12 protein-coding genes are annotated in these 12482 nt (G+C 57.3%); 10 read left to right on the top strand and 2 right to left on the bottom strand.

The features are described from left to right. Positions 1 to 116 precede the first annotated feature (116 nt). A complete protein-coding gene (locus tag GYN01_RS10705) occupies positions 117 to 1337 on the bottom strand; it encodes a CaiB/BaiF CoA transferase family protein (protein WP_048363705.1) in 1221 nt (406 codons plus the stop codon). A gap of 14 nt (positions 1338 to 1351) precedes the next feature. Beyond that, positions 1352 to 2533: an acyl-CoA dehydrogenase gene (locus GYN01_RS10700; protein ID WP_048363706.1), complete on the bottom strand. Its 1182-nt coding sequence runs from the start codon at positions 2531 to 2533 to the stop codon at positions 1352 to 1354. 158 nt (positions 2534 to 2691) lie between these two features. Here GYN01_RS10700 and GYN01_RS10695 point away from each other — a divergent pair, with 158 nt between their 5' ends. The 10 genes from GYN01_RS10695 (at position 2692) to GYN01_RS10650 (ending at position 12466) form a co-directional block, all read left to right on the top strand. Further along, positions 2692 to 3588 (top strand): LysR family transcriptional regulator, encoded by an 897-nt coding sequence (locus GYN01_RS10695; protein ID WP_048363707.1) that lies wholly within the window; start codon positions 2692 to 2694, stop codon positions 3586 to 3588. 436 nt (positions 3589 to 4024) lie between these two features. Beyond that, positions 4025 to 5146, top strand: coding sequence for a Re/Si-specific NAD(P)(+) transhydrogenase subunit alpha (locus tag GYN01_RS10690; protein ID WP_048402624.1), 1122 nt, complete (start codon positions 4025 to 4027; stop codon positions 5144 to 5146). 11 nt (positions 5147 to 5157) lie between these two features. Next, entirely contained in the window at positions 5158 to 5481 is a 324-nt protein-coding gene (locus tag GYN01_RS10685) for an NAD(P) transhydrogenase subunit alpha part 2 (protein WP_048363709.1), read from the top strand. Further along, the gene (locus GYN01_RS10680; protein ID WP_203307020.1) at positions 5478 to 6914 is read left to right on the top strand and encodes an NAD(P)(+) transhydrogenase (Re/Si-specific) subunit beta; all 1437 of its coding nucleotides are present in this window, start codon (positions 5478 to 5480) and stop codon (positions 6912 to 6914) included. Before GYN01_RS10685 ends, GYN01_RS10680 begins: the two co-directional genes overlap by 4 nt. A 180-nt stretch (positions 6915 to 7094) precedes the next feature. Further along, positions 7095 to 8585 (top strand): acetyl-CoA hydrolase/transferase family protein, encoded by a 1491-nt coding sequence (locus GYN01_RS10675; RefSeq protein ID WP_048363711.1) that lies wholly within the window; start codon positions 7095 to 7097, stop codon positions 8583 to 8585. Between the two features lie 318 nt (positions 8586 to 8903). Beyond that, a complete protein-coding gene (locus GYN01_RS10670; RefSeq protein ID WP_048363712.1) occupies positions 8904 to 9119 on the top strand; it encodes a DUF1127 domain-containing protein in 216 nt (71 codons plus the stop codon). Between the two features lie 298 nt (positions 9120 to 9417). Then, positions 9418 to 9735, top strand: a complete 318-nt coding sequence (locus GYN01_RS10665; RefSeq protein WP_048363713.1) for a DUF2388 domain-containing protein — start codon at positions 9418 to 9420, stop codon at positions 9733 to 9735. Between the two features lie 132 nt (positions 9736 to 9867). Beyond that, entirely contained in the window at positions 9868 to 10161 is a 294-nt protein-coding gene (locus GYN01_RS10660; RefSeq protein ID WP_048363714.1) for a DUF2388 domain-containing protein, read from the top strand. A 26-nt stretch (positions 10162 to 10187) separates the two neighbouring features. After that, positions 10188 to 10508: a DUF2388 domain-containing protein gene (locus GYN01_RS10655; RefSeq protein WP_048363715.1), complete on the top strand. Its 321-nt coding sequence runs from the start codon at positions 10188 to 10190 to the stop codon at positions 10506 to 10508. Then, complete coding sequence (locus GYN01_RS10650; RefSeq protein WP_203307019.1) at positions 10505 to 12466, top strand: DUF7844 domain-containing protein; 1962 nt, start codon at positions 10505 to 10507, stop codon at positions 12464 to 12466. The genes GYN01_RS10655 and GYN01_RS10650 overlap by 4 nt, the downstream gene beginning before the upstream one ends. Positions 12467 to 12482 lie beyond the last annotated feature (16 nt).

The raw sequence follows: 12482 nt of genomic DNA, 5'->3' as shown, positions 1-12482 counted from the left end.
GCGTTTTAAATCTGAGTCAACCCCTAATTGAGCGACTCTATCAATTACCTTCAACAGCCCAATAAAACCTCTATATAGAAGAGGGGGCTAACGCCCCCTCCTTACATACAGCCACATCAAACCACGCCTGATTTACGCAGCCCTGCCAACGCCCCCGCAGTCAATCCCAGCACGCGCTGCAATACCTCATCGGTATGCTCGCCCAACAAAGGTGGAGCATTGCGATACTCGACAGGCGTCTGCGATAAGCGAATTGGACTGGCAACCTGCGGCACACGCCCAGCCAGCACATGAGGCAACTCTATTGCCAACCCGCGCGCCTGCACCTGAGGGTCCTGAAACACCTGCGCCAAATCATTGATCGGCCCGCAAGGCACCCCCACCGCCTCCAACTGAGATACCCACTCAGCCGTCGTTTTGAAGACAGTCACCTGGCGTATCAGCGGCACCAACACCGCTCTATTCGCCACACGCTCTTTATTAGTCGCAAACCGCGAGTCCTGCGCCCACTCTCCACAACCGGCCACTTCAGCAAATTTTCGAAACTGATTGTCATTCCCCACGGTAAGAATGAAATCACCATCCGCAGTAGGAAAATCCTGATAAGGCACAATATTTGGGTGCGCATTGCCTAGCCGCTTAGGAGGAACACCTGTAGTCAGATAATTCATCGCCTGATTCGCCAGGCACGCCACCTGAACATCCAGCAGCGCCATATCGATATGCTGACCACCGCCACCATGCTGACGATGGGCCAGCGCCGCCAGGATGGCGACGGTCGAGTACAGCCCCGTCAAAATATCTGTCAGCGCTACACCCACCTTGACCGGCCCTGCCCCCTCTTCACCGTCAGGCTGCCCCGTCAAACTCATCAGGCCACCCAACCCCTGAATCATGAAGTCATAGCCTGCGCGCTTGGCATACGGCCCCGTCTGACCGAAACCGGTGATCGAGCAGTAAATCAAATCTGGATTGATCTCCTTGAGCGACGCATAGTCCAAGCCATAAGCCTGCAACCCACCCACTTTGAAGTTTTCGATCAAAATATCGGACTTCGCCGCTAACTCCCGCACCAGCCGCTGACCTTCAGGTTGAGTGAAGTCAATGGTCACCGACTGCTTGTTGCGATTAGCCGACAAATAATAGGCCGCCTCCCCCGTGCTCTCACCATAAGCATCTTTAAGGAAGGGCGGCCCCCAGGCTCGCGTGTCATCGCCGTTGCCCGGACGCTCGACCTTGATCACTTCTGCCCCAAGGTCTGCCAGGATCTGCCCGGCCCACGGACCAGCCAACACGCGCGACAAGTCCAACACCCGCAAATGCGATAAAGCACCCATGAGCCGAACTCCTATTAATAGAACGCCTGAAGACCCGTCTGCGCACGCCCAAGAATCAGAGCATGCACATCGTGCGTACCCTCATAGGTATTCACCACTTCAAGGTTGACCAAGTGACGTGCCACGCCGAACTCATCAGAAATGCCGTTACCACCCAACATGTCACGCGCCATGCGGGCGATATCAAGTGATTTGCCGCACGAGTTACGCTTCATGATCGACGTAATCTCTACCGCTGCAGTCCCCTCATCCTTCATCCGGCCCAAACGTAGGCAACCTTGCAGGGCCAGGGTAATTTCAGTCTGCATGTCAGCCAGTTTTTTCTGAATCAATTGGGTCGCCGCTAAAGGACGACCAAACTGCTTGCGATCCAAAGTGTATTGGCGGGCGGTATGCCAGCACGACTCAGCCGCCCCCAGTGCGCCCCAAGAAATGCCGTAGCGCGCCGAATTCAAGCAGGTGAACGGCCCCTTCAAGCCACGCACATCCGGGAAAATGTTTTCTTCAGGCACAAACACGTTATCCATGACGATCTCGCCGGTGATCGATGCACGCAAACCCACCTTGCCATGGATCGCAGGCGCACTCAGACCTTTCCAGCCTTTCTCCAGAACAAAGCCACGAATGTCACCTGCATCATCCTTACCCCAGACCACAAACACATCCGCGATAGGGCTGTTGGTGATCCACATCTTGGCGCCCGTCAGGCTGTAGCCGCCCTCTACTTTACGTGCCCGAGTAATCATCGCACCCGGATCAGAACCATGATCAGGTTCTGTCAGACCAAAACAGCCGATCCACTCGCCCGACGCGAGCTTGGGCAGGTACTTCTGCTTCTGAGCCTCAGTGCCGAACTCATTGATTGGCACCATCACCAGCGAAGACTGCACACTCATCATTGAGCGGTAGCCGGAGTCCACACGCTCTACCTCACGCGCGATCAGGCCATAGCTCACATAGTTGAGACCGCTGCCTCCGTACTGCTCAGGAATCATCGCACCCAGCAGACCGGTTTCACCCATCTCCCGAAAAATGGCAGGATCCGTCTTCTCATGCCGGAAAGCCTCAAGCACACGCGGCGCCAACTTGTCCTGGGCAAACTGTTCAGCGCTGTCACGCACCATGCGCTCTTCTTCAGTGAGCTGTTGATCCAGCAGCAGTGGATCGATCCAGTTGAAGCTTGCTTTACCCGCCATGAGTGAACCCTCGCGAAATAGATCAAATGTCGTGGGCCAATCCTAGGTCCCTTCTATATAGAAGGACAAACGAAGATTACGCACCCTCTTGTGCTAATTTCTCACTCCGTGAAGATCAAAAACGCCATATTTGACTGCCTTTAGTGAGGAAGCCGTACATGCGCCGCAAGATTCCCAGCACGACCGCGCTCATCAGCTTTGAGGCCGCCGCGCGCCACGAAAGCTTCACCAAAGCTGCGCAAGAACTCTCTCTCACTCAGGGCGCCATCTGCCGACAGATCGCTAGCCTAGAAGCGTTTCTCAGCGTCGAACTTTTCAGACGTTCCAAGCGTGGGGTCAAACTCACCGAAGCTGGTCTTTCCTACAGCAGGCGCATTGCAACCCAACTGGACGCCGTAGAACGCGACACCCTTTCGATCATGGGGCAACAAGGCGCTAACGTTATTGAACTGGCCGTTGTGCCCACCTTTGGCACGCAATGGTTGCTTCCCCGACTCAAGGACTTCCAACAGCAGCACCCTGACGTCACGGTCAACCTTACAAACCGTACCCGCCCCTTCCTCTTTGCCGACACCGACTTTGACGCCGCCATCTATTTCGGCGATGCCGACTGGTCCGGCACCACGTCCTACCGCCTGATGGGGGAAAACCCGGTCCCTGTTTGCAGCCCCACCCTCATCAACACCCACAAAACCCTCAGCGCATCAGCACTCGCCGAACTCCCCTTATTGCAACAGACCACCCGCCCCTACGCGTGGCGGCAATGGTTCAACGCACAAGAGATGAGCGTGCCACGCGACATGACCGGTCCACGCTATGAACTGTTTTCGATGCTGGCCCAAGCCGCCATGCACGATATGGGCGTCGCCCTTATCCCGCCTTTTTTGATTCAACGCGAGCTGACCGAGCAACGCCTGGTGATTGCCCACCCCGCCACACTACCCAGCACCAAGGCTTATCACCTGATGATTCCAGAACGCAAAATCGAATCTGCCTCTCTCCAGGCGTTTCGCGACTGGCTCATCCAGCAAGCCCGGCGCTACAGCTTGCTTTAGCCAAGAGCAACGTCCGCAATGATTATGTAGTGCAGCAACAAATAGCCCTACATATGTACGTAAATGTCGCTTTATAACACCCTAAACTTATGTCTATCTGGACAAACCTGCAGGCCAGTAACCACGCGGCCTACAGGGTATTTCCGAAAGTTATGCCCGCATAACTAAAAGAAATGTGAAAAAAACTCTAAAAGCACCTTTAATCCCTAGAAGCCCCGTCGTTATTGGCGCCCGGCTTATCATTGCGACATTCGGTCACGGCATGACTTGTAGTAAAAATTCCGTCACCCTCCATAAGTTCTTGAAGGGCTAAAAAAACGCCTGCATTATGCGGCGCCCCACCCTGATTCTGGTGGGGTCGTGCTGATCGGCCGCCCCAGACGCACCCACCGCAGTGCGCTGGCTTTCTTATAAAAGATCACGCAGGAGACATGACGTGCACATTGGTGTTCCTCTCGAAACCCACACGGGTGAAACGCGGGTTGCTGCAACCCCGGAAACCATCAAGAAGCTGATCGGCCAAGGCCATAAGGTGACTGTTGAAAGCGGCGCGGGCATTAATGCCAGTGTTATCGACAGCGCTTATGAAGCCGTCGGCGCAACCATTGGCAGCGCCCGAGAAGCATTCGGTGCCGAGCTGATTCTCAAAGTGGTTGCCCCCAATGACAGCGAACTGGCCCTGATTAACAGCGGTGCCGTGCTGATTGGCATGCTCAACCCGTTCAGCAATGAAACCATTGCCAAACTGGCGGGGCACGGCATCACGGCCTTCTCTCTCGAAGCGGCCCCACGCACCTCTCGTGCGCAAAGTCTTGATGTGCTGTCATCCCAAGCCAACATTGCGGGTTACAAAGCCGTGTTGCTGGCCGCTCACTATTACCCCCGTTTCATGCCCATGTTGATGACCGCAGCAGGCACCGTTAAGGCAGCCCGCGTGCTGATCCTTGGCGCCGGGGTTGCAGGCTTGCAGGCCATCGCCACCGCCAAACGCTTAGGCGCCGTGATTGAAGCGTCGGATGTACGACCTGCGGTTAAGGAGCAGATTGAATCGCTGGGAGCCAAGTTCGTCGACGTGCCGTATGAAACGGACGAAGAGCGCGAGTGCGCCGTCGGTGTGGGCGGCTACGCACGGCCCATGCCTGCGAGCTGGATGCAGCGCCAAGCTTTGGCCGTTCACGAACGCGCCAAACTGGCTGACATCGTCATCACCACTGCGCTGATCCCCGGCCGTAAGGCCCCGGTACTGCTCAGCGCAGAAACCGTGGCGCAAATGAAACCCGGCTCAGTGGTCATCGACCTCGCCGCGGCGCAAGGCGGTAATTGCCCGCTGACCGTGGCGGATCACGTCGTGGTTGAGCACGGTGTCACCCTCGTGGGCCACACCAATCTGGCTGCAATGGTGGCCGCAGACGCCTCCGCGCTGTATGCCCGCAACTTGCTGGACTTCCTCAAGCTGGTCTTCACCCCTGAAGGGCAGTTTCAGATCAACCTAGAAGACGACATCGTCGCTGCGTGCCTGATGTGCCGCGACGGGCAAGTCGTGCGCAAAAACGGCTGAGGATAAAAACAATGGAAGAGCTGATCTCGCCCGGCATCTACAACCTGATCATTTTCGTGCTGGCCATTTACGTTGGCTACCACGTGGTCTGGAACGTAACCCCTGCCCTGCACACCCCACTGATGGCCGTCACCAATGCCATTTCGGCGATTGTGATCGTCGGCGCGATGCTCGCCGCCGCACTGACAGTCACCCCGCTGGGTAAAACCATGGGCACCCTGGCCGTCGCACTGGCAGCCGTAAACGTATTCGGTGGATTTTTGGTCACCCGGCGCATGCTGGAAATGTTCAAGAAGAAAGCACCTAAAGCTAAAGACGAGGTGCGTAAACCATGAGCATGAATCTGGTCACTGTGCTGTATCTGGTTGCATCGATCTGCTTCATTCAAGCGCTTAAAGGCCTGTCGCACCCGACCACCTCACGTCGCGGCAACCTGTTCGGCATACTCGGCATGGCTTTGGCGGTAATTACCACCGTAGGGCTTATCTACAAACTAGGCGCTGAAATAGCGACAGCGGGTATCGGCTACGTGATTGTCGGCCTGTTGGTCGGCGGAACAGCTGGCTCGGTCATGGCCAAGCGCGTTGAAATGACCAAAATGCCCGAACTGGTTGCCTTCATGCACAGCATGATCGGCCTGGCTGCGGTGTTCATCGCCATTGCCGCCGTCGTCGAGCCGCAATCGCTGGGCATCGTCAAACAACTGGGCGACGCCATTCCTGCGGGCAACCGTCTGGAACTGTTTCTGGGTGCTGCCATTGGCGCGATTACCTTCTCGGGTTCGGTGATCGCTTTCGGCAAGCTGTCGGGTAAATACAAGTTCCGCCTGTTCCAGGGTGCACCGGTACAGTTCGGCGGCCAACACAAGCTGAACCTGGCACTGGGCCTGGCCACCTTGGCGCTGGGCATCACCTTCATGCTGACCGGCAACCTTAATGCCTTCGCATTGATGCTGGCTCTGGCGTTCGTACTGGGCGTGCTGATCATCATCCCGATTGGCGGCGCAGACATGCCGGTCGTGGTGTCGATGCTCAACAGCTACTCAGGCTGGGCGGCAGCAGGTATCGGCTTCTCGCTGAACAACTCAATGCTGATTATTGCCGGTTCGCTGGTGGGCTCCTCGGGCGCAATCCTGTCGTACATCATGTGCAAGGCGATGAACCGTTCGTTCTTCAATGTGATTCTCGGCGGTTTTGGCGGCGCAACCGATGTGGCCGGCCCTGCGGGTGCGCAAGAAGCCCGTCCGGTTAAATCCGGCTCGGCAGACGACGCCACCTTCCTGCTGACCAACGCCGACACCGTCATCATCGTGCCGGGTTATGGCCTGGCCGTAGCGCGGGCACAGCACGCACTTAAAGAGCTGACCGAGAAACTGACCCATCGCGGCGTAACCGTCAAATACGCCATCCATCCGGTAGCGGGCCGGATGCCCGGTCATATGAACGTGCTGCTGGCCGAGGCCGAAGTACCTTATGACCAAGTGTTCGAAATGGAAGACATCAACTCCGAGTTTGGTCAGGCCGACGTGGTGCTGGTGTTGGGCGCCAACGACGTGGTCAACCCGGCAGCCAAGAACGATCCCAAATCCCCGATTGCGGGCATGCCGATCCTTGAGGCTTACAAAGCCAAGACCGTCATCGTTAACAAACGCTCAATGGCCAGTGGCTACGCAGGTCTGGATAACGAACTGTTTTACTTGGATAAAACCATGATGGTCTTCGGTGACGCCAAGAAAGTTATTGAAGATATGGTCAAAGCGGTCGAGTAACATCTCCGCCACTGCACGACTGAGAACCCCGGCGCTGAATTGACCGGGGTTTTTTATTCCCCAAAGATCCCGACCAAAGGGTCTAAATCGCCGTCAGGCATTCGACCATGGTAGCGGGACGCCAGCCTTTGAAAATGAATAGACTGCGCATCTTGCTTCCGTTGCCCGAGATAACAATCCATGTACCGTGAACGTATTCGCCTAAATTCCCTGCACGATAAGGTCATGAGCGCCGAAGAAGCCGCCGCCCTTATCCAAGACGGCATGACCGTCGGCATGAGCGGTTTTACCCGTGCCGGCGAAGCCAAGGCCGTCCCAAAAGCATTGGCCGAGCGCGCTAAAACATCGCCCCTGAAAATCACCCTGATGACCGGCGCCAGCCTGGGCAACGATCTGGACAAACAACTGACCGAGGCCGGTGTACTGGCTCGTCGCATGCCGTTCCAGGTAGACAGCACCTTGCGCAAAGCTATCAATGCTGGCGAAGTGATGTTCATTGACCAGCATTTGTCCGAAACGGTTGAACAGCTGCGTAACAATCAACTGAAGCTGCCGGATATCGCAGTAATTGAAGCCGTCGCTATTACCGAGCAAGGTCATATTGTTCCAACGACTTCTGTAGGCAACTCCGCCAGCTTCGCGATTTTCGCCAAACAAGTGATCGTCGAGATCAACCTGGCGCATAACCCGAATCTGGAAGGCCTGCACGACATCTATATTCCGACCTACCGTCCGACGCGCACGCCCATCCCGCTGGTCAAAGTCGACGACCGTATCGGCAGCACTGCGATCCCGATTCCACCAGAAAAAATCGTCGCCATCGTTATTACCAACAAGCCCGACTCACCGTCCACGGTGTCCGAGCCAGACAGCGAAACCGACGGCATCGCCTTCCACCTGATCAACTTCCTCAAGGCTGAAGTTGAAGCAGGCCGCATGACCAACAAACTCGGCCCGCTGCAAGCAGGTATCGGCAACATCGCCAACGCCGTCATGTGCGGCTTGATCGACTCGCCGTTCGAAGACCTGACCATGTACTCCGAAGTGTTGCAGGACTCGACTTTCGACCTGATCGACGCTGGCAAGATGAGCTTCGCCTCGGGCAGTTCGATCACCTTGTCTGAACGTCGCAACTCGGACGTATTCGGCAACCTGGAGCGCTACAAGGACAAACTGGTCCTGCGCCCGCAAGAAATCTCCAACCACCCTGAAGTGGTACGGCGCCTGGGCATCATCGGCATCAACACTGCCCTGGAATTCGACATCTACGGCAACGTGAACTCCACCCACGTCTGCGGCACACGCATGATGAACGGCATCGGCGGTTCAGGCGATTTCGCCCGTAACGCTCACCTGGCGATCTTTGTGACCAAGTCCATTGCCAAGGCTGGCGCGATCTCCAGCGTCGTGCCAATGGTCAGCCACGTCGACCACACCGAGCACGATGTGGACATCCTGGTGACCGAACAGGGCCTGGCCGACCTGCGCGGTCTGGCACCTCGCGAACGCGCTCGGGTGATCATCGACAACTGTGTACACCCGGATTTCCGTGAAGCACTCAATGACTACTTCAGCAAAGCCTGTGCAATCGGTGGCCACACCCCGCACATCCTGCGCGAAGCGTTGAGCTGGCACATCAACCTGGAAGAAACCGGGAAAATGCTGCCGTAACACGCGAGCTAGACAGCCGCCGCAGAAAACACTGTTTCCTCGGCGGCTTTTTTGTGCCTGGAGTTTCAAAAACTGTACTGCTGTACTGGTCATTCCCTACTCTTACCACGGCAATTTCTCACTAAATTGATCAAAAATGCACCAACTTAGTGCCGACAGGTACAGTTGCGCCCATTTATGGCCGTACAGCGCCCATAAACAGTTAACTGGCTCATCACAATACAAGTGAACTGTATCTAGAGAGTCTCGACACGGAGGAGGATCATGGGCACCAGTTAAACCACTCGCCAATGCCGCCACAAGCGGAAGGATGCCATCATGGAACGTACCCTCAGTTCCGATCTGTTCAACGAAAGCAACACTGTAAACACCCAGGCTTCCATGCCTTTGCGCGTACTTGCCAACCTGATGTTGTGGCAGCGCCGTATCTCCAGCCGCCATCAACTGGCTCGCCTGGATTCGCGTCTTCTGGCGGATGCCGGGATTAGCGAAGCACAGCGTTACGAAGAGCTGAGCAAGCCGTTCTGGCGCTAACAAGCGCTCGCTGGCCCTGACCACCGGTCCACCGCCAGCACCCAGAATTGAAAAAACAAAACCCGTCGCGGGCAACCGCTGACGGGTTTTGTCGTTTCAGCAACCCTGTTTACGTAAGCCACCATCGAATAGGTACAGTTTTAAATACAGCACACAAGAACAAGTACAGCTATAGAAATCCTTGAGCCAGAGCGCTAAAACACCCGTTACAGGTAAAACATTCTTTGCCCCGCGCAGCACTCGGCCTACTATTCGCCCATAACGTCTAACGTATAAGCACCTGCCAAGGAGTATCACCATGTCCACACTTCGCCTACTGAGCGCAGCGGCTTTGCTGGTTGTTGCCGCCAGCGCCAATGCTTCCAGCTTCATCGTGACCACCGATGCCATCGTAGGTACGCTCAAGGCCACCACCGACCTGACCTCAGATGCCACCAACTCCATCCGCGACAACAAGATAGTGCGTGCAGCCCGTGACGACGCCGCCAGCTTTGTCGCCAGTGAAGGCACTGTCCGTGGCGTTAAGCTCGAAAGCGCACTGGACTTCATCCGCCAGCAAGCACCGCAGCTGCAAGCCTCCGACACCCAATTGGCTCAGGCCATCCTGACCCTCTGACAGGTCGTCTTCCTGTAGGAGCGCGCTTGCTTGAGATAAAGCCCGCCCCTACATGAAGAACACGCCCCCCGCTCTGGCCCTGCCCCGCCCATTACGCTAGCCTTGGCCCTCGCTCAACCAACGTCGAGACCCATGCGCTTTCTCACTATCGCTTTACTTGCCCTTTGCTGGGTTCAATCTGCATCCGCCTTCGACACCAGCACACAAACCACAGTGCTCACCGGTTATGTCACCAGCAAAGTGACGTCGGCTCCTTTCGACAACAAACTGATCCGCGCCGCTCAGGATGACGCTGCCGCTTTTATCGCCAGTGACGGTCAACTGCGGGGTTCGCAGTTGGAGTCTGCGTTGCGCTACGTGCGCCACAGCCAACCAAAATTGAGTGCCAGCGACTTTGAACTGGCACAAGCGATTCTCGTCCAATAAACACCCGCGTTTTCTGGAGAAATGTCATGCGTAGCCCGTTGATTGTCGCCACCCTTGGCCTGTTGTTGCTCGCCGATGTGGCGCAGGCACAAACCCTGGTGCAAACCAGTAACATCATCGTTCGCGCATTCGGACGCACCATCGACTTCACTTCTGACACCACCACCTCGATCCGCGACTCAAAAGTAGTGCGCGAGGCCCACGATGACGCCGCTACCTTCGTTGCCAGCCAAGGCGACATTCGCGGCGTACAACTGGAAGCGGCCTTCAACACCCTGCGCGATCGCGTACCTGAAGCACGCAACGCCAGCGATCAAGTCCTCGCCGAAGCCATCCTCGCACTGTGAGGCCGATAGCGCGCTGGCTCGCCGCCTGTGGCCTGCTGCTGATCGGCAGCAGCGCCCAGGCCGCGCTGCATCTGCAACTCAAGACCGACGGCCTGAGCCCGGCTGAGCAACAGGCGACCCAAGCCTTGCTCGACGAGGCCATGCACAAGCTGCCACCGCGCTTGATCGAGCAATTGGACCGCCAGATTCTGGTGGGCTGGACCGAAGGCATGCCGAGCAACGCCTACGGCCAAGCCTCACTCGTGTCCGAGCTGGACCTCAATCGCAAACTGCTGGCGAGCCTGACCGACGGTTCGGCCGCCACCGAGCAAACCAATCGCCCCCACGGCACGGTACGCCGCGAATTACTCGCCACCGTGCTGCACGAGCTGACGCACATCTACGACCGCGCACGTCTGTGGCCTGCTGCCGAGCGCACCCAAATCCAGCGTTGCACGCGCCAGCACAACAGTGCCGGGCTGATTGGCCTGCCGGACGACTGCCGAGGCCAGGCCGAACGCCGCTTCACCCTCAGCGACGATCCGCGGCTGCTTGACCTGGCAGGGTGGCAGCAATACGTCGGCCGCCGCGGCGAACGGGAGCAAGACAACCATCAGGTGGTGCGCAGCCCCGACCTCTACGAGGTCAGCAACCCCCGAGAATTTGTCGCGGTCAACATGGAGTACTTCCTCCTCGACCCGGCCTACGCCTGCCGCCGCCCGGCGCTGTATCGCTACTACAAAGAGCGCTTCGGCTGGGCGCCCGCAGCCAAGGATGAATGCCCCAAAGGCTTCGCCTTTCTCAATGCCGGTAACGACTTTGCCAAACAGCCGCTCGGCACCGTCGACCCGGAACGCGTGTATGCCGTGGACTACTTGCTTGCCGAGGCCAACCAAGAATGGGCCAGCCGCTGGGGCCACAGCATGCTGCGGCTGGTGATCTGCGCGCCGGGACGTCCTCGGGGGCCGGATTGCCGGCTCGACCTGCAAGAACATCTGGTGTTGTCCTACCGCGCATTCGTCAACGACGTACAGCTGTCGAGCTGGGATGGCCTGACCGGGGCTTACCCGTCACGCCTGTTTGTATTGCCGCTGGCCCAAGTGATCGACGAATACACCAAAACCGAACTGCGCAGCCTGGCGTCCGTGCCGCTCACACTCAACCGTGCAGAAATCGAAGACGTGGTAGAACACGCCGCCGAGATGCACTGGAGCTACGATGGCAACTACTACTTCATCTCCAATAACTGCGCGGTCGAAACCCTGAAACTGCTGCGCAGCGGCAGCGACAATGCGCAGCTCAAAGGCCTGGACAGCATCATGCCCAACGGCTTGCTGGAGGTGCTCAAGGCCCGTGGCCTGGCTGATACCAGCGTGCTGAACGACAAAAAAGAAGCCCTGCGTTTGGGTTATCGCTTTGACTCGTACCGCGACCGTTATCAGGCGATGTTCGATGTACTCAAGACCCGTCTGCCGATCAAGCAAACCAGCGTCGAAGACTGGCTCGCGCTCAGCCCGGATGAACGTCGCCCGTGGATCGGGCAAGCCGACCTGCGCGCCAGTGCTGCGTTGTTACTGTTGGAGCAAGCAGCCTTTCGCCGCCAACTGCTGTTGGCGCAAGACGAGGTTAAACAGAAGTACTTGAAGGTACGCGGCATTGAAGGCGCCGGTATGGACAAGGCCAATCAGACACTGCAAGAGATCCTCGCCAGCAGCGGCTTTCTCAGTCGTCCGGCCGAACTGCTTGGCAGCAGCGGCTATGGTTTGCCACAGGCAAAAGAGTGGGAAATGCTCGAATCAGAAAGCAGCCAGCGCCAGCAGCAATTACTGCGCCTGACCGGTGATTTGGACAAAGAAGTACGCAGCCTGCTGGAGCCGGCGCGCGCGGCTGAAATTGCCGCGACCGAGGTCAACGTCAAACACATCGGCGAACATCTGCGAGCGATCCACAAAGCCTCCGGCGGCCTGCAACTGCCATAAGCCCTCCAGTCGTTAA

Source organism: Pseudomonas weihenstephanensis (assembly GCF_016812185.1).
GTDB classification, from domain to species: Bacteria; Pseudomonadota; Gammaproteobacteria; order Pseudomonadales; family Pseudomonadaceae; genus Aquipseudomonas; species Aquipseudomonas weihenstephanensis.
Note: the sequence above shows the minus strand (reverse complement) of the source record. Positions and strands in the feature narration are given on the sequence as shown.

What these genes read in the sequence shown, in the direction of transcription:
- GYN01_RS10655 (WP_048363715.1), top strand. Translation starts at nt 10,188, where the DNA reads ATGCGTAGCCCGTTGATTGTCGCCACCCTTGGCCTGTTGTTGCTCGCC.
- GYN01_RS10680 (WP_203307020.1), top strand. Translation starts at nt 5,478, where the DNA reads ATGAGCATGAATCTGGTCACTGTGCTGTATCTGGTTGCATCGATCTGC.
- GYN01_RS10665 (WP_048363713.1), top strand. Translation starts at nt 9,418, where the DNA reads ATGTCCACACTTCGCCTACTGAGCGCAGCGGCTTTGCTGGTTGTTGCC.
- GYN01_RS10675 (WP_048363711.1), top strand. Translation starts at nt 7,095, where the DNA reads ATGTACCGTGAACGTATTCGCCTAAATTCCCTGCACGATAAGGTCATG.
- GYN01_RS10660 (WP_048363714.1), top strand. Translation starts at nt 9,868, where the DNA reads ATGCGCTTTCTCACTATCGCTTTACTTGCCCTTTGCTGGGTTCAATCT.
- GYN01_RS10670 (WP_048363712.1), top strand. Translation starts at nt 8,904, where the DNA reads ATGGAACGTACCCTCAGTTCCGATCTGTTCAACGAAAGCAACACTGTA.
- GYN01_RS10695 (WP_048363707.1), top strand. Translation starts at nt 2,692, where the DNA reads ATGCGCCGCAAGATTCCCAGCACGACCGCGCTCATCAGCTTTGAGGCC.
- GYN01_RS10685 (WP_048363709.1), top strand. Translation starts at nt 5,158, where the DNA reads ATGGAAGAGCTGATCTCGCCCGGCATCTACAACCTGATCATTTTCGTG.
- GYN01_RS10705 (WP_048363705.1), bottom strand. Translation starts at nt 1,337, where the DNA reads ATGGGTGCTTTATCGCATTTGCGGGTGTTGGACTTGTCGCGCGTGTTG.
- GYN01_RS10700 (WP_048363706.1), bottom strand. Translation starts at nt 2,533, where the DNA reads ATGGCGGGTAAAGCAAGCTTCAACTGGATCGATCCACTGCTGCTGGAT.